General features: G+C 37.4%; 21 protein-coding genes. 4 read left to right on the top strand and 17 right to left on the bottom strand.

Annotated elements, in window-relative coordinates:
• Positions 1-110: 110 nt before the first annotated feature.
• Positions 111-608 carry a hypothetical protein gene (locus NE638_RS15335; RefSeq protein WP_173746602.1) on the top strand — a complete coding sequence of 166 codons (498 nt, stop codon included), beginning with the start codon at positions 111-113 and terminating at the stop codon, positions 606-608.
• 105 nt (positions 609-713) lie between these two features.
• Here the strand turns inward: NE638_RS15335 and NE638_RS15340 are convergent, their stop codons facing one another.
• From NE638_RS15340 to NE638_RS15355, 4 genes are all read right to left on the bottom strand, one after another.
• On the bottom strand, positions 714-881 hold the full coding sequence (locus NE638_RS15340) for a hypothetical protein (protein WP_173746605.1): 168 nt from the start codon (positions 879-881) through the stop codon (positions 714-716).
• A gap of 139 nt (positions 882-1020) precedes the next feature.
• Positions 1021-3267, bottom strand: coding sequence for a DUF2298 domain-containing protein (locus NE638_RS15345; RefSeq protein ID WP_173746607.1), 2247 nt, complete (start codon positions 3265-3267; stop codon positions 1021-1023).
• Between the two features lie 32 nt (positions 3268-3299).
• Positions 3300-4475 (bottom strand): hypothetical protein, encoded by a 1176-nt coding sequence (locus NE638_RS15350; protein ID WP_173746609.1) that lies wholly within the window; start codon positions 4473-4475, stop codon positions 3300-3302.
• The gene (locus NE638_RS15355; protein ID WP_173746611.1) at positions 4472-5032 is read right to left on the bottom strand and encodes an RNA polymerase sigma factor; all 561 of its coding nucleotides are present in this window, start codon (positions 5030-5032) and stop codon (positions 4472-4474) included. Before NE638_RS15355 ends, NE638_RS15350 begins: the two co-directional genes overlap by 4 nt.
• A 701-nt stretch (positions 5033-5733) precedes the next feature.
• On the opposite strand from NE638_RS15355, the gene NE638_RS15360 reads away from it, so the two are divergent.
• From NE638_RS15360 to NE638_RS15370, 3 genes are all read left to right on the top strand, one after another.
• Positions 5734-6405 (top strand): response regulator transcription factor, encoded by a 672-nt coding sequence (locus tag NE638_RS15360; protein WP_119233899.1) that lies wholly within the window; start codon positions 5734-5736, stop codon positions 6403-6405.
• Positions 6389-7807: a sensor histidine kinase gene (locus NE638_RS15365; protein ID WP_173746613.1), complete on the top strand. Its 1419-nt coding sequence runs from the start codon at positions 6389-6391 to the stop codon at positions 7805-7807. The genes NE638_RS15360 and NE638_RS15365 overlap by 17 nt, the downstream gene beginning before the upstream one ends.
• A gap of 127 nt (positions 7808-7934) precedes the next feature.
• Positions 7935-8744: a hypothetical protein gene (locus NE638_RS15370; protein ID WP_114001640.1), complete on the top strand. Its 810-nt coding sequence runs from the start codon at positions 7935-7937 to the stop codon at positions 8742-8744.
• Between the two features lie 423 nt (positions 8745-9167).
• Here the strand turns inward: NE638_RS15370 and NE638_RS15375 are convergent, their stop codons facing one another.
• The 13 genes from NE638_RS15375 to NE638_RS15435 all read right to left on the bottom strand — a co-directional run bounded on the left by NE638_RS15375 (position 9168) and on the right by NE638_RS15435 (position 22006).
• The gene (locus NE638_RS15375) at positions 9168-10046 is read right to left on the bottom strand and encodes an ATP-binding cassette domain-containing protein (protein WP_173746614.1); all 879 of its coding nucleotides are present in this window, start codon (positions 10044-10046) and stop codon (positions 9168-9170) included.
• A gap of 3 nt (positions 10047-10049) precedes the next feature.
• The gene (locus tag NE638_RS15380) at positions 10050-10706 is read right to left on the bottom strand and encodes a transporter (RefSeq protein WP_244094866.1); all 657 of its coding nucleotides are present in this window, start codon (positions 10704-10706) and stop codon (positions 10050-10052) included.
• Entirely contained in the window at positions 10703-11773 is a 1071-nt protein-coding gene (locus NE638_RS15385) for an ABC transporter permease subunit (protein WP_173746615.1), read from the bottom strand. Before NE638_RS15385 ends, NE638_RS15380 begins: the two co-directional genes overlap by 4 nt.
• A 116-nt stretch (positions 11774-11889) precedes the next feature.
• The gene (locus NE638_RS15390; protein ID WP_173746616.1) at positions 11890-13068 is read right to left on the bottom strand and encodes a sensor histidine kinase; all 1179 of its coding nucleotides are present in this window, start codon (positions 13066-13068) and stop codon (positions 11890-11892) included.
• The gene (locus NE638_RS15395; RefSeq protein ID WP_024853919.1) at positions 13056-13730 is read right to left on the bottom strand and encodes a response regulator transcription factor; all 675 of its coding nucleotides are present in this window, start codon (positions 13728-13730) and stop codon (positions 13056-13058) included. The genes NE638_RS15390 and NE638_RS15395 overlap by 13 nt, the downstream gene beginning before the upstream one ends.
• Before the next feature lie 426 nt (positions 13731-14156).
• A complete protein-coding gene (locus NE638_RS15400) occupies positions 14157-14408 on the bottom strand; it encodes a hypothetical protein (RefSeq protein ID WP_173746617.1) in 252 nt (83 codons plus the stop codon).
• Positions 14409-14438: 30 nt separating this feature from the next.
• The gene (locus NE638_RS15405; RefSeq protein WP_173746618.1) at positions 14439-14885 is read right to left on the bottom strand and encodes a flavodoxin; all 447 of its coding nucleotides are present in this window, start codon (positions 14883-14885) and stop codon (positions 14439-14441) included.
• A gap of 159 nt (positions 14886-15044) precedes the next feature.
• Positions 15045-15806, bottom strand: coding sequence for an Rpn family recombination-promoting nuclease/putative transposase (locus NE638_RS15410; protein WP_244094869.1), 762 nt, complete (start codon positions 15804-15806; stop codon positions 15045-15047).
• 217 nt (positions 15807-16023) lie between these two features.
• A complete protein-coding gene (locus NE638_RS15415; RefSeq protein ID WP_015525098.1) occupies positions 16024-16236 on the bottom strand; it encodes a hypothetical protein in 213 nt (70 codons plus the stop codon).
• Positions 16233-18665, bottom strand: a complete 2433-nt coding sequence (locus tag NE638_RS15420) for a hypothetical protein (RefSeq protein WP_173746622.1) — start codon at positions 18663-18665, stop codon at positions 16233-16235. Before NE638_RS15420 ends, NE638_RS15415 begins: the two co-directional genes overlap by 4 nt.
• Positions 18665-20803, bottom strand: a complete 2139-nt coding sequence (locus tag NE638_RS15425; protein ID WP_173746624.1) for a hypothetical protein — start codon at positions 20801-20803, stop codon at positions 18665-18667. The genes NE638_RS15420 and NE638_RS15425 overlap by 1 nt, the downstream gene beginning before the upstream one ends.
• 62 nt (positions 20804-20865) lie before the next feature.
• Positions 20866-21336, bottom strand: a complete 471-nt coding sequence (locus tag NE638_RS15430) for a hypothetical protein (protein WP_173746626.1) — start codon at positions 21334-21336, stop codon at positions 20866-20868.
• A complete protein-coding gene (locus tag NE638_RS15435; RefSeq protein ID WP_005422993.1) occupies positions 21326-22006 on the bottom strand; it encodes a hypothetical protein in 681 nt (226 codons plus the stop codon). The genes NE638_RS15430 and NE638_RS15435 overlap by 11 nt, the downstream gene beginning before the upstream one ends.

A 22006-nucleotide genomic window follows, 5' to 3' on the forward strand; every position in this document is an offset into this window, starting at 1 on the left:
TTTATCATAGAAGAACCTTCTAAACATTATTTTACAGAAAAAGTTTCATACTCTCGGCATTTCTGTGGTCAGGTAAACGCCGTCCTGCAATAAAATCTCTTTCGCTTACAATGGAGCAACAACCATTCCGTGTACCTGGGCCGCATTTTAAGATACACGCTCCTGGTGACCAGTTCACTTTCTCCCATCCGGTCAGTGAAACAGAATATGCATTAACTGTACAAAAATTGGAACAGCAGACGCTTTCTCAAAACCACGTGGGCTCTGACCGTTGGTTGTATCCCACACATTTTATCACTATGAGCTATACACTTTCTCCTGAACCAGACAATGACATTTCGATTCATGATTGTGCAGATAGCGATAAACCTTTAGAAGTTGTACCTGCAACAGACTCCTTTACACCGGAAATGCAAAACGATATTGCCTGTATTGACATTATTGGTGGTGCAGAGGAGCCAACTGTAATCCTGTATAGCGACAGCAATCAGGCAAATCTCCATGTTGCTTGTTCCGCTTTACACTTCAAACCAGTATCAGACGACACTGAATGGCGAATTGAGTTTAACATTATTCGTTCTTCGAAAAAAACATTTTTGCTTATATAATGCATATTCCACTTCAGTTTGTTTAACTTATTTCTAAAGAAATTAACAACTCTCGCCATGTAAAGGGGGATGTCGTATCAATACGCCATCCCCGCTTTTTCTGTCTTACTGGTCTATTTCATATAATTCTTCAACATAAATATTTCCGTCAGGCAGCTCCTCCGTTTTCTGTGAGATCAGAGTGCCTTTTTGTGAGTATGCATAAGCCACCGATGATCCCACAAGCAAAACTCCTAAAGCACTGAGTATTATAATCTTTACCTTATGTTTCATATGATTAGACTCCTTTCATTTTCTATATGGCTGATAAACAATCATGCATAACCTCCTTTGCCAAAATTTGCCATCTATATAATTAATCGTATTTTTTTGCATAAGGTAACACATTTTATAAAATTTTATCTCTTTTATATCAATCAGCCCTCTCCCCATCGGAAACCTCAATTATCGTCGTCTCACCCTGTCGAAAAACAACTTTTCCAAGCGAAGTTAATAATTCGCTATTGATCTCTCCATACTTCTCAGCTTCACAACTGCCGATGAATAAATAGGAAATCTTATACTTTTCTATCAAAGATTTTATTTGCTCAGCGTTGCTTGAAGTGTATATGGTCTGCACCTCTTCTTTTCGTTGATTTTCCTCTTTCAGATTATTTCTCCACAGCCATTCATGCACATACCAGCCTAAAACCGTTGGTAGTCCTGTCATTGCCGAAACACGGTTATCATAATCCTTATAACTGTCCCCACTGGCTTCAAGAACAGCAGGTTGTCCATTGACATTATCATTCAGCCAGCGGATTCCAGCTGCATCATCAGGAATCGCATTTTCCAAATAATTCGTTGCGTTCAATGTCTGATATGCACTTCTTTTCGGGAATCCTCCAAACCAATGAATGATTGCATTTTCCAGGTATCCGCAAGTTGAGATCAGAAGCAGGATCGCAATGATCCCTGTCAGGACCTGACGTCTTGGGCACCTCAGCAGTCCTTTACATATTATAGCATTGTCAGTACCATTACATCTTTTTATTCTGGTTGCTGTAAATGAAACCAATATATATGCCATCATAATTCCAAACATGATATATGCCTGATAAGTCAGCTTGAACATGGTATTGGCTCTTGGAGCTGTTTTTTCATAAATGTCCCGTACATAAACAATTTCAGGAATAAAGATCAGTCCCATAGCACAAAGTACAAGAACTAGTCCATACAAATCAGGATACTTTACATCACTAAAAAAACTTCGAATTTTTTTATCTGGCAATGTTCGTATTTTTTTCAGAATTCCGATAACAAATGGCACGCAGACCAGAAATGGGAATGCCCATAATACACAGAACTGGTAAAAAGCAGTATGTATTTTTACTACTCCGATTCCTTGAACCATCACATTTTGAAAAGTTAAATGGAACGGAAGTGATGCGAGGAAAGCAACTGTCAGCAGTTCCCCCCACTGTATCACACTCCATTTCAATGCTGAACTTATAAAAGAATCAGAGGAATAACGTTTCAGATTTCCGAAAAGCAATACTCCGCAACTCACAACGTAATAGATCATAAAATCCCAGGTATTAGAAAAAAGGAACATTCCCAGAAACAGTCCGAGAAATCCGATTTCTCTCTGTCTCCAGCTTTTTCCTGAATTTGTCTTCATCCATGAATATAGGATTCCCAGTACCGTCAGGACCAGAAAGACATTTATTACATGAGCATGAAGATCTCCCAGTACAAACGAATAGGACGGAAACTCATGGATCGTCTCATCCCCAGTCACAGCTGGATCAAAACCTATATAACGGGTAGAGTTTGGAAACCAGTAATCTGTTTTTATTTTCATCAGTCTGAGGATGATTCCATAAATAATATAGTGGAGATTCCCACTCATAGACACCGCCATCCCTGCCAGGATACCACCAAGCTCTAAAGACCATTTTCTCCCAGTCCTTAATTTGTCCTTCAGCATCTGGCGTACCAAACTAAAGGGAAGAACAAAGGCAAAAGCGGCAACCATCGTCCTCATCAGATTATAAGTGATCTCCACGCTTGTCCCGGTCAGCTTCGTAAGGAATACGGCAAGATACTGTCCACCATAATAATAATTAAAAGACTTTCCGGCAAACCACATATCCTGGGCTGGTAAGGTTGTACTTCTCATCATGGACTGCATAAAACCAAAATCCATATATTTTTCCGTTCCATGAGCCGCCGGATGAAATCCCGCCAGATATGTCCAGAAAAGAAACACCAGAAAAAACAGAATTTCTTCCCGGTAAACCAGGGTTGTCTGTTCCCAGGGAAGAGAATTCGTGATTCTGTTCTTACATTTGATTCCATACAAAATACTGCCCAGACAACAAATAATCGTGATAATAACACAGCTTATGCCTGTAAATGGAGTGATTTTTAAACAGGCCAGCAGCCACTGCACATATCCGCATACAGCGACTGCCAGTACTTTAGAAAACATCCAGCCATTATCATCAAAGCCCATGAATATCCTGAATGTCACTGGCATAAATACCAGTCCTAGCAGGCATATCATTTCCCACCAGGTCAAAAATGTAAAAAAGTCAGAACCGAGGAGCCAGTAAGCAGTACCTACTAATAAAACAGCTGGTGCAATCTTTATCAAATAATTTCGTTTTATCTTCATTATCTTCACATCTGTACCCTTTCCTATTTTTGTTATTCCTGGTTTAAAATACCATTTTCTTCAAGGGTTCCTGTAAATATGGAATACGCTCCCTTTACTTCATAGTCATTGGAAATTTCACCTTCATATTCGACAGCTACAAGATCCCCTGCTTTGACTTCTCCGCTTTCAATCCATCTCCTTACTTTTATATCATCTGTATATACCTTATATTTCTTTCCTGCTTTTGATTTCCTGCATAAAATAGTATCATCAACCATAATGTATCCATTTCCAATTTCTGTAACAGTTCCGGATATGGTTGGCAGACTGGTACTGGACTTTGTTTCCGTGGAATGTTTTTGTATATAACTGATGATCTGTCCTGCTGCCTCTTTTCCAATAAAATAACTATATTCATAATCAAAAATATTAGTAGCAAAGTAACCATCCTCAGAAATGTAGACCACCCGGTTATAAACACCCAATGCTTCAGAAGTTGCCGCAAAAGCCAGATATCTTCGATTCTCTCTTTCAAAGAAATCACTTGTATCATCAATCTTTGCATCGCCACAATCAGAAAGGATCTGCCATATCTTTTCATCATTATCCAGCAAGAGCTCCTCTTTCTCTTCATAACCTTCACATTTCGTCACATAATTTAACTCTATGTTTTGAGAAAGCTCATAAAGTTCCAGTAACTTACCTAACGTATCTGGAGCCGCCGCTTCATCAGCCGCATAAACATAAAATCCGTCCTCATTGCCTACGGCGATCATCAGTTCCTCTGATATGCCCTTAATCTTCCGCACTTCAAATGTTTCCGTGTATGTCTTTCCTGTATCAGGATCAAGCCCTTCTGCCACACAGGAGCCAATTATCTCCCCCATTACCTCTGTATGAATAGAATTCTGACTTTTCGCAATAAACTGTTTTCCATTAAATTTAACAACAGGATACTTTTCAGCAGGAGTCTTGTATTTCCATGGCCATTCTATGGCTCGTTCTTTTTCAGAAACATGATATTTATATTTACTTTCAGCTATTGTAGCAGTCCGTAAAAAATGTGGAACAAGAATGCTTGCAATCATAACCAGCACCAAACAGGCAGCAACCGGCATCCATTTAATCATAGGATTATGCCTTTTCCTCGGCTGTAATGCCTGGGTAATGTATTCATCATCTATGTTTCCGAATAATTCCAAAAAACTATATTCATCCTTTTTCATAGTCGCCCCTCCCTTTCTAATATCTTTTTCAATTTCCTTTTATTCCTCAACAAATTCTGCTTAATTGCCCCTTCTGACATCTTATGTCTGGTGGCAATATTTTTAATAGATTCCATTACCCAATATCTCTGAACAAAAATATCCCTGTCCCTGTCAGATAAACTCTTTAGAAAATCATTGATAATTTCTATCAGTTTCTCAGCTTCCATATGTTCATCTAAATTATACATTGTGGCGGTATTTAAACTTTCTACCTCTTCCGTTATCTCTACAATATGCATGTCCATTCTTTTTACTGCATATTTTTTTCTTAACATATCAATTGCAAATCCCCTTGTGATTTTTCCTAAGAAAGCTACCAGTCTTGGAGGTCTTTTGGGTGGGATATAACGCCATGCCGCAAACCATGTGTCATTTACACACTCTTCGGAATCTTCCCGGTTCATAAGAATCTTCCATGCAATAGAATAACAAGTAGAACGATACTTCTTATCAACCAATTGTATTGCATTTTCATCTCTGCTCCAAAACAAATCTATAATATAATTATCTTCCATACACTTCCCTCCGATTTCGTATTTTCAAATAGCCTATGTAAATATCATAACAAAAGTCTTACATAATAGATATCGTATTTTCTTTGCATGGGTTACACTTTTTTTAATATTTTTTTTAAATAATGAAAAAAGACGTAAGTCACTTCATTTTAATGATGTAACTCACGTCTTCTTTACATTTGCTTTTATATAAAAATACAATAAAAATCTGATTATCCGCTAAAACACAGTATCTATCAACATTTTCAAGGGAACAAATACATCAATTTACTACTAATGAATGGGCCTTGATAGATGTTACTATCATAGAATCAACCGATATAATCCAAAACATTCGTTTTATCATATAATTCACAAAATGGAACACTCATAATAATGAAAGCTATTCAACTAGAACATCTGGAATATCAGAAATTTATATAGATGGATGTAGTAGTCCAGGATTTTTTGATAAAACTACTTTACATAATTATTTGGAACAATATCCTCATTCCATTCAAGTAAAACTTTATCCTTTCATATCACCCGATATCATCGTACATTTCGGGTCTGATTATGAGAATGTAATGAAATTTGATGTGAAATAGTATTTTGTTTCACGCTTTGAAATTTGAAAGATTTGATGGCTTTAATTATAATTTAGGTAGGAACTACACACGAATCACAAAATTTTATGATACTATACCAGTGGAGGTGGTTTTATGCAGCACATTTTAATTGTTGAGGACGATTTAGATATTCAAGATCTTTTAAGAAACTTTTTGCAAGAAGTTGGATATGAAATTACGATTGCAAGTGACGGCATGGAAGCTATTGCACTGTTTTCATCCGCTCGTTTTGACTTGATATTGTTGGATATAATGTTGCCTAAAATTGATGGGTTTACAGTATGCGAGCTAATCCGTAAACAATCACAGGTTCCCATCATTATGCTGACTGCTCTAAACGGAGAAGAAGAACAAATCAGAGGGTTAGATTTGCAAGTAGACGATTATATTACAAAGCCGTTTTCCATGCCAATATTAATTCGTAAAATAGCTGCGGTTTTACGGCGGAGTACAATGAAACCAAATCAAGAACATCAAACAATATCCTATAAAAACTTGATTTTGGATTTAGACAGCTACTCTGCTTCAATAAATGGAGAAACCCACGAATTGACACAGCGGGAATTTGAGATTTTACGGGAATTACTTTTGAATCAAGGGCGCGTTCTTACCCGGCAAAATCTGTTGGATCGCCTTTGGAAATATGATTTCTACGGGGACGAACGTGTTGTTGATACACATATCAAGAATTTGAGAAAAAAACTTGGTATCGACTTTATCCAGACAATCAGAGGGGTGGGATATAAAATTGATAAAGAAAAATAAGAGCAGTTTGTTTATAAAGATATTCATTGTGACTTTTTTGTTGACCAGCCTTTGTTGCATGATAACTTACGGGGTTATCTCATGGCTTATCCCAAAAACTTATAGCACAACACTTGATGCAAGTTTAGATAGTGCAGTCAATTCACTTCTCACAGAAGTTGAAAATCTCACCCCCATGGAAAGTGGAAACCTTTTTGATGAATTTGTAATAAATCAAAATGGTGTGTTAATTCAATTATTTGATTCCTTAAATCGTGAAATTGAACTACCGTCACAAAACAGCATGACATTTCCCGTTTTCGTCACAGGTGGTGTAGCAATTGAATGTGCCGATCCAGCGGCATATCGGGCCACGCACAGTTATATCTTTACATTTGTAGATTCGGATGATGTCTACACATTAACAGTCGCAGGTAGTGCACAAGAAGTTAATTTGTTAAAGGATACTTTGGGTGGTATTTTTATTATTCTGCTTTTTGTAATTCTGTTAGTTGCTGTACTGGCCTCTATCGTATATTCTCATTATGTAACCAGGCCAGTTCTGCGTATCAATCGTGTATCAAAAAGAATGGCAGAATTGGATTTTAGTTGGAGATGTGAAGAAAATCGGACAGACGAACTCGGAACATTGGCTCATAGCTTAAATGAAATGTCACAAAAGCTGTCTGCTTCTATGACAGATTTGAAATGTGCTAATGAGAAACTACAAGCAGACATTGAGCGTGAACGTGCATTGGAACAGGCACAATTAGACTTTTTTTCCGCAGTTTCTCACGAACTGAAAACGCCTATTACAGTTATCAAGGGGCAGACCGAGGGTATGATTTTGAACGTTGGGGATTATCAAAATCGTAATAAATATCTGGTGCGCTCTCTGGAAATCATCAATACAATGGAAAATATGGTACAGGAAATTCTCACGGTTTCCCGTATGAAATCGTCAAAAGTCGGGCTTAAAAAAGAAACTATTCAATTTTCGGATATTCTCAAACAGAAATACGCACTGTTTGAAGATTTAATTATCCAAAAAGATATAGATTGGAATGAAAATATTACTCCCGATTTGAGTGTTATTGGGGATAAGGCACTGATACAAAAAGTAATCAATAACTTGATTTCCAATGCGATTTCCTACTCACCGGAGGGTAGCTCAATCTATTTGACTGCCTTTGCGGAAGATGGGACGGTTCAATTTTTGTTGGAAAACACAGGTATTCATATTCCTGATTTAGAAATTCCAAAACTGTTTGATGCATTTTACAGAGTAGAACATTCTCGCAATAAGAAAACTGGTGGGAGTGGTTTGGGATTATACATTGTCAAAACCATTTTAGAACAACATCAAGCAGAATACAGTATAACAAATACCGAAAGAGGTGTTTTATTCACAATTCAATTCTGAAAGCATGAGGCGGCGATAAGCACTGCCCATGCTTTTTTAACTACACATAAAAAACATATTCATCACAATAGTATCCCAAAAAGATTTGGTAATATAAAAGCATCAACAGAAAGGAGTTGTTTTAGATATGAAAAAAAATAACATTAGAATTCTCGCATTTACTATGACACTTTGTGTATCAACGATATTAAGTGCTCGTGCCTCTAACGCTGCTGATACACAACAAGCAAATAAGGTAACCTCAAATAGCTTAATTTCCGAAGAACAAGCCTATGACAGTAGTGACACTTCTTCATCCAACTTAACGGCAGAAGCCTATGAAAATGATGAAGCGATTTCCTCGGAGGAACAGGCTAAAGCTGAAGAAACCCGCAGGAAAGAAATTGCAGAACAGTACTCCGCTTATGAGCCCTATGGTATGACCTATGATAAAGAAAAAGACCGTTTCTTTTATGAAGGTCAGACTGTGCGCTACTTCAAAGATCAGATAAACGCAGAACACGCAAATTCGTTCTTCTTTGAGGATGGCGTTGTAGACGTGGAGCCGATTAAAGATACCAATGGAACCTTAACAGGATTAAAGCAGTCCTCGGATGCTGACTTCAAGGCTCGAACGGAAAAACAGGAAGAAATAAAGTCAGAACTTGCTGCGGCTGGCATTACCGGAAACAGCGGTAGTTTTGAATTGGGTGATCCAAATTATCGTGATAATAGCCTTGATGCCTATACCACATTTGGAATTTTCTATGACCAAACCTCTGGTAACTGGATATATGATGGGAAAATTATTCATATCCTCTATGATTCAGACCACAACACCTACTGTGATAACAGTGCAAGCGATGGTATCAATCTCAAAGTGATCCGTGATAAAAATGGCAACATTGAAAAACTGGTGGAAACAGAGGCTCAAGAACTTGAGCGGTATGTAAAATAAAGCCAGCTCTGCCGCACGACAGCAAAAGCCGTCGTGCGGCAGACACCGTCTCTCTCTAATACATTCCCAATTGAGATTTCAACTGTTTTAAGTGATCTAAAGTTTTTTTTCTTATGTCTTATCGCTTTTTTCTTACATATTCTACAAACTGAGTTTCCCTTTTAGTTAGCTTATCATTATCATATAGTTTATCAAAGTATAAAAGAAATTGATAGACGTTTTCTTTTAATATTTTCCGGACAGTATTTACGCCTCTTCTATTTTGACCTGAAATCTCAATGAAGAAGAATATTTCTTATTAGATAATGAGATTGAGTTTACCAAAAAGATTAATTTATTACTTAAGTGGGTTTGATGTTGAAAATACTTCATTGGTTGGATATTTTCCATTAAATAAAACATGACACATTACACTAATATCCTTTACTCTCGATTATTCGTCAAATAAATATATGCATCTTCCAAAGTGATATCATTATCCGGGACACAATTCTCATTTGGCTTTTCTTTGCTTAATACTTTCATATGAATTCCATTTTCTACATACTGCTTAGATGATATAGAATAATTGGCTTCTAACAAACGGGCTTCTTCTGCATTTTGTACCGTACAATTCCAAACACAGCCCTTTGCATTTTCCAGCAACCCACTCACGCTTCCAGAATATAAAAAACTTCCCTTTTTCATAATGGCAAGCTGTGTACAGGTTGCTGCTAAATCTTCTACTACATGAGTGGAAAACAGCACAGTTCTATCCTTTGAAAAATCAACCAAAAGATTGCGGATCCTGATTCTTTCTTCCGGATCTAACCCGGTGGTAGGTTCATCAATAATCAAAAAATCCGGATTATTAAGAAGTGCCTGTATGAGTCCGACACGTCTCTTCATACCACCAGATAATTGCCGCATTTTTTTATTCTGATGCTCTGTAAGAGAAGTCTTTTCCAGATAATAGGTAATTCTTTGTTCGAGGTCATTTCTGGCTACTCCTGACAGTCCCCCCATATATACAAGACATTCTTTCACCGTAAGATTCGGATATAAGTCAATTTCCTGTGGAAGATAACCAATCTTTTTCTGTATTTTTTCATAATTTCCCTCGTTATACAGAATTCCATCAAGCGAAACCATTCCTTCCGTTTGTTTTAAAACGGTTGTAAGAACCCTCATCAGCGTGGTTTTTCCCGCACCATTCTCTCCCAAAAGTCCGTAAATTCCCTTAGGTATTTCAAGAGATGCCTTATTTACTGCAACTACACCATTTTTAAATCTAACTGTTAAATCATTTATTCTAATACTCATAATCTATCCCCTTTTCTTTAAAGCCATTGGTAATACTGCAAATAAAAGCATACCCACTATAAAAGACACAAGCGTTCCATAAATCCAACTCTCGGACATTAATTGATTAAGTTCACACGAGCTGAAAGAAAACAATCCCAGATTCCCGAAAAATGAACTGCCCTCTTTCGATATAAGACCAATGACAATTCCAAATAAACATCCTATACCTGCCCACATATTTCCGATCAATGTACACAAAATCACAGAGCATATACTCCAAAGCCAAATGGTTCCGAACATTGCAATGAAAAATAAAAGGAATATCTGAGTGCCCGAAATACCTTCGTTTACACTGCCCGGTTTTTGCCAGAAAAACAAAACATATCCAACACAGGAAAGTATTAATAAATATAATATTTGAACGCACACTCTCTGTGATATTACTTTTAACTGCTTTTTTTGATCATACAAATGAAATACATCGGCACGCTTACTTTTTACTTCCATCAAATATGTGTCACTACAAAAAATAATTGTTAAAAATGCTATTGGAGACTGAATCGCTGAACCGATTTCTTCATAGTATATAATCGGATGAATAGCACACAATATCAGTATAAATGCACATGAATAAAAAATCTTATATAATGGCAGGCAGTTTTTTAGTTCCGTTTTCAATGAACCCTCCTCCTTTTCCAGATTGTAACAGAAATACATACTAATATAACTGATGAAATTACAAGAATAATCTGATTTATGTTTGACATTTTGGCTACATGTGTTTCAAAAAATCTGCCAGGGAATCGCACCATAATAGAGAACGGTCTCATATAATAAATATCATTCTTCATGGTCAGCATATTTGAATATATAATGTATAAAAACAAGATTGGTGCTGCCGGAAGCGGATTTTTAAATATTACTGCTGTAATTGTATAGACACAACATATCATCAAAAGATTTGGAACAATATAGATCAGAGAATTCACGCAAAAATCAATTGGTGTTACTGGAAAGCCCGATTCTAAAGACGTTTTCAAACACAGCATAAAGAATATAACATTCAAAATCACTAATACTCCCAGCATACTAATGAATCCGCTTATTACTTTCCCACATATATATTGGATTGCCGTAACAGGCTTTGTATGTAATAATTCATAGGTACTTTTTCGTGTATCTTGAATAAATAAAAATGATAGCAAGACTGTTGCAAAAAAGGCCATATGCAATCCTGCAAAATCCGTAAATTTTTTTGCAAAGTACCAGGAAAAAGAATGTTCGGATAATTTCTGTTTGATATAATGATTGATTTCTTCTGTTGTCCCCTTATGAATTTCAAGGTCTTCATAAGCATATATTGCGTTATAATAGCCATATTGGGATTCCAGGAACTCAGAAGCAGTCTTTACATCCATATTCTGAATTTTTTTCACTACATCATCCGCTTCTTGCCTGCTAAATCCAAAACCATTTTTGGAGGTGTCCATTAAAGTCTCTCTGATCGTATCTTCCCACTCCCTTCTTCTTTCCTTATCATCAGATGTAGGAATGTAGCCATCCATGACATCGGCATCTCCCAATGCTACATCATTTTGTGTAACCTGTTCATTCGGTTTGATATAATGAATTTGCAAATACGATGACAGACATTGATATATACTGGCGACTATAATAATCAAGCCAATCCACAAAACAGGGTTCTTTAAATAATCAAGTATACTTCTTTTTATGATTGTTTTCATTGTATCTCTTCCTTTCTTTATTTCTTTAACAGCATCATACAAATCAATTCTCAATAAATTCACAACAAAAAAGACTAAAACCACTTTATTTATGATCTTAGCCTTCTAACATATTTTTATTCAGCTTTGAAAAGAGCTTCTACATGAGCACCGCCCTGTCTGGCATTATATATTTTCAAATTTCCTCCATGCTTTTCACAGAAAATACGAGAAATATACATGCCAAGACCAAAATGCTTTAAATCATCTTGTGGATTCTTATGATAAAACGGCTCTGTTACTTTTTCCTCAGTATCCACAAAACCTATTCCATCATCTTCAACAGAAATTATAAGAAAACCATTTTTTTTCCTTATCTGCAGAGCAATACTTTTTTGCGCATATCGAACCGCATTTTCCAGTAAGTTGTCTGTCACTTCCATGACAAGTTCCTCATCCACTTTCACAACGTTTTGTTCCTGTACGCTTTCTACCTTACATAGTTTACTTTCCTTCTTGGACAGCATGACAGCTTCTGTCTCAATCTTTTTTGCCAGCTCCGATAATACTATCTCTGAACATTGCAGTTCCCTCTGTTCTAAATGGGACATTTTTCTCATGTTTTCCGTGAAATGTTCTATTCGGTCAATCTGATACATGCCTGTTTGCAAGATATCCATAATGTCCTCTGTTTTTATACTCTCAGCAGAAATAAACTCTAAGAGCATTTCCTGATACCCTCGCAATATGGAAAGTGGAGAACGTATGTCATGTGCAATTGCATTCCGCAAGACCTTCTCGTCATCAATCATTCGCCACATCTTTCTGTTGTTATCTGCTAAAGCACTCCGCATCATTTCAAATTCTTTACACAACGTTCCCATCTCATCTTTATTTTCATAGGACACATGAAAATCCAGTTCATTATCTGCAATCATTTGTGAGGCATCTTTTAATTCCTGTAGAGGCGTCTTTAACTTGTTTTTATAAAAAAAGAAAACCGTAGCAACACTCCCAACAATCGAAAAAATCAGTACCGAATATGTTTCTATAAAGTCACACATTTCCGAAAGATGATAGTCCAAACGATTCATCTGCGATTGATTAGGTCTTGATATCTCAATCTCGTATTTCTTTCCATGTTGCTGAAACACGTCCGTATAATCTGCATAATCAATATATTTTTCCCATATTTCATTCTGCATATTTCTTGCAAAATGAACTGTAAATGCAGATAACAGAAATGCTGCCGTCAAGCTGATCACAAAATAAAACAGAATTGTTTTTTTCAGTGACAAGTTTCTTATTTTTTCCATCGGTATCCAATCCCCCATACAGTTTCTATGTATTCTTTTTCTGAACAATCCGCTATTTTTTTCCTTATACGCCGTACTAACTCCGTTATCGTTCTACTGTCCCCTTCCGCATCATATCCACAGACTTGTTCATATATACGTTCTTTATCAAACACCTGCCCCGGATGCATGGATAAGAATTCTATAATCTGATATTCAATTTTTGTGAACTCCATCTTGTGTCCAGCTATAGCTACTATTTTTTCAGAATAATCAATCAGCATTTCATCCATGAAGCGGTATTCTGTTTTTTGTTGATGCCTTTCTTCCCTCTTTATGTTTGTAACAATCCTCGCTTCCAACTCCCGAAGACTAAATGGTTTCGTAATATAATCATCCCCACCTGAAAGCAACCCATTAATTTTATCATCTTCATCAACTCTTGCTGTCAGAAATAAAATTGGACATAACACTTTACTGCGTATCAGACGACATACTTCAATCCCATCCATGCGTGGCATATTGATATCCAACAAAATAATATCCGGTTTCATTTTTATTTTATTTAATGCTTCCATTCCGTCTGTAGCCGTAATGGTTTCATATTGTTTCATATTAAAATAACTACAAAGCATTTTCACCAATTCTTTATCATCATCGACAACTAAAATCTTGTATTTCATCCAAACCACCTCCAGTATCCATATTATACGATAAAAAACAATGAAATCACAACAAGAGTACATGAAGAACGTAAGCACAATATATCTTTTTTCTCAATTCCAGCTCAATTTCCCCTCAATGTCTTTTTCCTCCGATTTTCGTATGCTTATCCCACAGCAGAACAGTACCACACCGGTGCGACCTGCTGAATCAATCAATACGAAAACGGAAGTGTTTTTATGCGAGAACTCAGTTTTCGTAAAAACAATCACATACAAAAAGAATAATAAAAATGAAATAGGATTAATCAGCTGTTAGAAAACTGATTAATCCTATTTTGTTCTACATCGACACCAAATCTCAAGTTTGCCTCTAAAAATTCCTGACCTTTAATTAATAAATAGGTAAGTCGAAAACCGACTTACCCACTATAATATGATTTTTATTTACTTCGCCACACACATGTTTTCATCAATCCATTTCTGGATATCGTCTTCGCTTACTTTAACCAAACGGGCAATTTTCTTAACATCCATCCCCTCTTCTGCCATAGAAAGAGCTGTCTCTTTTGCTTTTTTTAGTTCGCCGCTTTCCATTCCTTCGCTATAAATTTTTTCCATCTCATGGCACATAAGCGTGGCCCCTTTCTGCGTGTCTTTTAATTCATGTACCCGTTTTGCAAGAACCGGACTGTGCATTTCATCCGCATTCCTGTTTGTGAGATCATACTATTTTAACCAATCTGTGATATTTTCATCTGTTGCATGGTTCGCATTAAATGGTCTGCACCATTTTGCAGAATATTTCTTTTTGATCTTCACCGCAATTTTTTGTGGTTCTGTAGCTCCGCTGGTTGTAAAAATTGCTGCTTTTTTTCCATTCAGATTTACCCTGTCCAGAAAACTGAATACTGCATTTGGAAATGTTCCACACCAGATCGGGCTTCCTATCAGTATCCTGTCGTATGCAGAAATATCAGGAATCTCCATATCCAGTTCTGGCCGCTCATTTAATAAAATTTCTTTTAATGAGGTAAATACCGTTTTTCTATAAGACATCCGGTAAGATTTATGAGTCTTAATCTCTGCCAGATCTGCACCGGAAAGCTGTGCGATCCGTCCAGCAGCTTCTTTTGTCTTTCCTTTCTGCGAAAAATAGATAACTAATGTTTCCATTTGACAGGCTCCTTTTCTAGTACTATATATTTATGGCTGATGTCTCTACAACTCTGATACAGAATAACTGCTCTATTATAACTGGATATTTACTCTTAAGCACGATATTATATAAATCAGGGCAAGCCCAACAGACCTGCCCATTTATAAATGCGTTCCTTATTTTATTGCACATAGATTTTCATCAATCCATTTTTGGACTTCATTCACATTATGATTTACAGCTTTTGCAATTTTTTCAACAGGCAGACCCATTTCTGCAAGTGAAAGTGCTGTTTCTTTTGCTTTTTTGAGTTCACCACGTTTCTCCCCACTTTCCATTCCCTCGCTGTAGATTTTCTCCATCTCATGGCACATAAGCTCAACCCCTTTCTGCGTGTCTTTTAATTCATGTACCCTCTTTGCAAGAACTGGACTGTGCATTTCATCCGCATTCTTACAATGCAGATCATGCATAAGTCTCCCAAGTTCTGTGTCTTCCTGTTTTCTGGAATTCACATATATAATATGTGCTTCGTCCTGAAAGCTATCATCGGCTTCTTTGATATGCCTGTCAATATGGTAAATAGGAAAGCCATACCCAAGGATGTCATCCCTGGTAATAAAGATCACATAGCTTTCCGGTAATTCATCAAAATCCTGACCCGGATTTAAAGTGTTCATGTCCATCAAACCACTATGGTAACGTGCCCTCTTAGGTGATGCACCTTCATTATCCTGCTGGATCTCCACGTCAAACTGTTTGCCTTCGGAATCTCTGGCAACACAGTCCATGATTGCGGATCGTCCCTGCAGATTCTTATAATCCTTCTGGATGATCTGATCAATTACTTTCAGATCCTGTTTTTCCATAATGACCTGCAGAACATATTCCAGGCATTCTCTCTGTTTGAAAACATTTCTCATAAATATGTCACTCATGAGTGTAAAATTCTTAATAATACCTTTATATCTTTCGTAACGTACTTCCAATCCGTTCTCTGGCACAATTTTTTCATCTGCCACGTTCGCTGTCACCTCCCTCTTTATTCTTTTTATGTTATGAAGAAATTTTCGAAAAAGCTTTTGTTTATTTTATCTTAGCATCAATGAATGACCTTTACAAGACACTTTTTCCCCGAATTGCATCGGGTGTTTTTTAACCTACCCGTTCCACATAGCATACACTGTTTCCCTTGCACTCAAATTCCGGACAAAGGGACAGCCATAGTCTTTCCAGATCATTGATATTCATAGCATCCAATTCTGTTTCATCTTCCTCACCATAAATATTTACAAAACCGATCCGATATATGCCATACCCTTTATGTAGGTTTTTTACTACTTTTCTTCCTGCTCTTCGTATATTCATAAGCTCTCTTCTCTCCTCTCTTCTGCTTCCAGCAAAAATGTATTGCAGGTATAGCTTCCGGAAGCACTGACACCAGCGGCCCCTCCAAGGCTGTCCAGATACTGGCTTCCATTTTTAGATGCAGAAATGTACATATAAAAGTTTGTCAAAACATAGTTTTTATTTTCCAGAACATTTTTATAACTGCTGCTAAGTACAAGCCTTGCTCCAAGTTTTTCTGCTTTTTCTTTTACCAGCATAGCAGTTAAATTTACTGCTTTTCGTATTTCCTGTTCGCTAAGTCCGCTTTGATAATAACGTTCCAAAAACAAAACCAGTTCTTCTGCTTTATTTTCATGTGGTTCGCTTTTGACAGTCACATCAACAAACTCAATCGTCTTCCTTTCATCCGCAGCTACAAAAGATCCCTTTGTCAGACGGAGGATTGCACGAAATACAATTTTACCATTGTGTTTGATAAATATAATTTTTTTATTTGCATCAAAACAGGATAACAGACAATCACAATTTGGACCATTCCGATAGGAAATACAGCTGCGCAGCGGTACTTCTCCTATCTGCATGACCGGAAGCAGGCTGTCCTCTTCCCAGATTTCCCATCCACAATCCACGCGCAGCAGCTTTTCTTTCCAGATTTCTTCTGTATCTCTTTTTATTGGAAAAGCAATTTCCCGTCCCAGATCTCCTCCATGGTATTTCAGCTCCATGAATTTTCCTAATAACTCAGCATTTACGATTCTTCGGATTTCTTCCTTCTTTTTCGGCTGCCTGTTCAGAAAGGAAGTCATGATCTCAGCGCCACCTTCATAAATGAACTTCTGGATATTGGATTTATTTTCCGCGACAAAAGCATCCGAAATATTCAATTCTGTCTTTAAATTCTTCCAGGAAGGATCCTGGGACAGCAGTTTGTCCATCAATGCAGGTAATCCGGAACAGCCATTTAAAAGATTCTGATTATGTAAAAGGAAGTAAACCTGATTATCCTTTGTAAGATCCTTTAAAAGTTCAGTAAAATCCATTAAAAATATCAGAATCCATATGGCTGTTTCATGCCGAAGATCCAGAATGTTTTTAAAATCCTCCTGCATCCATCTGGAAAGCGACTTTTTTGACAAAGCTTCTGCCAAGCACTCAATCTGATTTTCCTCTAATGCATCTGTCAGGCAGTCTCTTTTTATCAACTCACGGATCACCCGAAGACGATCATCACTTTTTGAGTATGCTAAACGATCATACAGGTCTATATAGACTGCTTTTACATTGTACAGGACTTTCAATTCTTCAAATACACGAGGCTTCGAAAACAGTGATTCTTCACTCTTTCTCCAGGGAACTACCATATATTCACAATCCCTTAAATTTTGCTCGTTTAAAGTATTTAGATTCAGGCATCTTTTATAAACCTCTTCATCCAGAATCAACGAACTCCTGTCAAGGTTTATAAGCCTGTCTCCATTCTTTCGCAAAAGTTCCAGGAAATGTTTCTTCCGTTTCGTAATGGCATACAGGATAAGCTCTGTCTTTTCCAAAGTGAGCTCATAAAGATCCATATCTGGAAGCGGATTTCCATACAGAGTGTTCACATAGGCTGCCTTTCCGTTTGAAACCTTTTCAAAATCTGCATCTGGACCTGTCAAAAATCTTATCAGCTTCGGGATATCTGCATATAATGATTCGTTCCAAAGCCATAAGTGAAGAAAAGAGGCCTGCCATTCTTTTGGGATCTGAGCAAGAACCACTTCTAATCCATTCCGGATTTCTTTTGGATGCCGGCTCAGTTCTTCCAGCTGTTTCTTATTTAAACTTTCCGTTTCTTCACAAAACTCTGATAAATAATTTACAAGTTCCATCAGATCCTGTTTCAAAAGTAATGCCAATGATTCCTCATCCTTGAGCAGCTCATAAAGAAGCTCCGTTGAAAAAGCCGGATTTATCAAAAGCATGCGTATCTTTATTCCCGCACGGGCAACATCAAACTCACCAATGCAGGTATCAAGACTTGCTACAAGCTGTTTCTTTAACTCTTCTTCCGGTTCCAGAAAAGCATAATATTTCAGATAAACATATACAATCCGGTCCGGGATTTCTTTATCTGCCAGTACTTTCTCAATCTTTTCATAGGGAAATTCGGACAGCTTTTCATTTCCCGCACATTCTACGATCATTCTGATGCGGTCTGGTTCTAAAATAGAAAAATCCTTTTTGTTCATTTTTCCTAAAGAGATGAGTATTTCCGGATCGTCCATCAAAGAAGAAATCGTCTCCTCATTTAACCCCTCCATCAGACTGGAAAGTTCCTGCTGATTTACCAGTCTGGCCGCATTCATACAGGAATCTTCCCCTTTCTTTCCTATCAGGTTCAGGGGAATTGCTGCATTTTTCATTTCCCTGTAAATATTCATGTGCTTTAAGATTCTTTCGATCATCACGCTACCTCTGCCCTTTCTATTAATTCAGTAATCTCCGGTAACCCCATGCATTCGTCCTGGTATATATTTTCTGCCAGTTTAAGAAGATATAGAGCTTCCTTTTTTGCCATAAGCTTTTTCACTGTTCCTGCAAAATTATCTTTTAAATACGAGGAAACGATCTTACAGTAGAGCTTTTTATGGCCATATGAATAACGACCATTCTTGTAAAACTCATAAATAGACTGAATCTCCTTATCCGTTTTTCTGTTTTCCCGTAATATCTGATTAAACTGCTGTTTGATGTTTTTTTCAGTTTTCCAGTGATCTATCCGTTTTTTCTGTTCCTTTAGCCATTCTTTCCGTTCCTGATATCTTTTCCGATCCTCTTCTGTCATATATTTCTGATACAGGGTTTCTCTTCGATAAGAATCACTTATAAATGGAAGAAGCAATTTGGAAAGCTCATATGCTTCTGACTGTTCCATCCAAAGTGCTGTACTTTCCTTTAAAAGTAAGGCCGTCAGGTATTCTGGATAAATATCCGGATATTCATAAAAAAACTTCTTTTCTACCATTGAAAACAGTTCCCGGTGTTCCTCTTTTCCCAGAACTGGCGAAAAAAATTCGCACTCTCTATGTTGGATAGCATAGTATCCCAAGGAGAAAGTTTCCTTTAAAATCCTCCAGGGGCTTAAGAATTCGCATCCATCCATTCCAATCTCATTGATCAGAAATTTCAGCATAGGATAAGAATGCTCATTACAAAGACCCTTTATTTCACTTTTTAAATATCCTGCCATAAATTCCCAGTTCTTTTCCAAATCTGGCTCTTCATTTTTGTAATCCTTTACAAACTCTTCCAGATACTTTTTTCCATTCAAAATCCCATGCAGGATCAGCCGGTTGAAAACCACATGTAGTTCCGGCTCACTCTTTTTCCAGAAAACCTCCTGGTATCTTTTTCCTGTAAGGTTTTCATAACGTTCCAGATACTTCAGCAAACTTTTCGTACTGTATGTTTTGCCTTTCAGAGTATCTGTAACACACGCTTCAAATTCTTCCGAAGAGAGTTCTTTTACCAGAGTATCCCATTTTTCTTCTGTCAGATCAATGTAGTGCCACTCTTCCGGTTCATTACTTCTAAATGGAAACAACGTAAGAAACGTTTTTACATTTTCCACCCTGAACGTTTCATTCATGCATTTTTCCAGCCGTTCTTTACCGTCGATACGGACAGAAAGTTTCCCATATGTTCTTAAAATCCGTGAACAAAGTACATAAGCTTCTTCTGGATATGTCTCTTTTCCGGGCAAAAATGCCTCTAATACATTCAGCCCAATTTTTTCTGCTGTCAACCCTGAAAGGCTTATCCGATCGGGTCTCTCTACAAAATACATCAGTACAAAATTTAAAAAAGCGGTCTCTTTGTCGGAATATCCAAACATACACATACGTTTTTCCAAAACGGCATCCGCATTTTTAGCATTTATGCCTGTTAACTTTACCAGCAGTTTCAGGATATCCAGATCCTTTTTGCGATACCCTTTAAGCTTTTTCATTACTTTGCCTACCATCCACACGAAAAGATTCCATTCAGTAAATACGGATATCTTCCGGTTCTTTGAAAAGCTGTCAGCAAGTTTCTGTTTTATACCTTCCCACAGTGTTTCATCATCTGGGAGGATGGACATGGCAAACAGCATTTCTTCTGCTCGCTCAAATGGATACGCATGCATGGCCTGTTTCCACCGATTCTTTTCCTTTTCCTCACAGATATAATTGATACTGATTAAAAACAGGTCTTTCTCTCCAAGAATCTGTTTCATCTTTTTCCAAAACAGATCCTTTTGAGTTCCATTGAACATACAGGTCTCCTGCAAAGGCATCATCCTTGCCAGGGCAAGTCCGAGGGTACGGTATGTCTGCTTTGTCAAGGTCAGATGTTCTCCGATGCGCTCCAGGACTTCTCCCGGATAGTGCAGTCCATAAGCGGTTTCCATGTCTACCTTCGGCTTTTCCAGAAACATGTCATTTTCTTTTAATTGCATATAAATTTTATATTTTTCCTCATTAGATGACAGCTTATAGATCAGGTTCGTCATCTGCCGGTACAGGGTAATATCAAGCCATTCTTCATAACTCTTCCATTCCATCCAATTTCCTCCTGTTTTCCCATATAAAAAGGGGACTGTTCGCCAGTCCCCCAAAATTGTTCTTATGCTGCCAGGATAATCTTCTTTTTCCGGCTTGCATAAGTGATCGCCATTGTAGAATGTTCCATGCCTCGCTGTTTCTGGTATTGCTTTACATCTGCATAATTTGCAAACGAAAGGATCTTACCATTTTCCTCTAACAAGTTATCTTCCATATTTTCACTCTCGCAGAAAGCCAGCGTCCAGTTTACATGGCAGATATAACAGGTCATGCCTGCAAATCCCAGATACTTATGTACATACTCTTCCGCTGCCTCAGCACTCGGAAAATAACGTGCATACTCCAGGGAACGGCAAACGATCCGGCCTTTGTACCATCCGGCAAAATACCGGTCCTTTTTCAGTTCAAGTACATACCCTGTCAGATAAATCTTCTGTAAAGCATTTTCTTCCTCGTCCATCATATCAAGAAGCTGTTCCGCATAGATTTTTTTCCATTTTAATGTGTTCTTCTTTATTATTTTACGCAGCATTATCTTTTTCCTCCTCAGTTCCCACAATGAGTTTTTCTACCATTCTGTACAAGTTCTGGAAATTTCCAGCCTGTCTGCGGCGTGTCATGCAGTCCTGTTCAAATGCCCGGATCACAGCAGAAGTTCTTGCAAACAGTGTGAAGATTTCCTCATCTTTCAGCTGTATGGTAACCTCTTTTTCTTTCCGGTAGCTGTCTTTTTTACAATACTGCCCGCCATTGGCATTATGCATCGCTATACCGGTGCCATTCTGTATCCTGACAACCCACGGATAATTTAAAACTTCTCCTTTGTTGTTGCGAACCTTCCTCTGTATGGAAAATACTGTAACTCTTCCCGTGTTGGAATTTTTATCCTCGCAAAAGATCTTTTGCTGGAAGAATTTAAATTCCTGTACATTATTCCATATACGGGAATACACGTATTTTATGATTTCCGGACTCAGATTTGCATAAACGCTGATGCTGTCTTCTTTGCTGTAGTCAACCATAACAGCCCGGATCCTGGAATAATCGCTGGCAAAGTCTTCGTGAAGATGCCAGAAATCCTTTGGTTCTGCCATCCGCAAAAAGCTATTAAATTCCAGTAACGTATTCTGTGTCTTATGAACACAGATCTGCTTTGATACATCCGTATTCTGTTCTTTTTCTTTCCTGTTTTTCCTGTTCAT

Origin of the sequence: Blautia sp. MSK.18.38, assembly GCF_024460535.1 — a bacterium.
GTDB lineage: Bacteria > Bacillota > Clostridia > Lachnospirales > Lachnospiraceae > Blautia_A > Blautia_A fusiformis.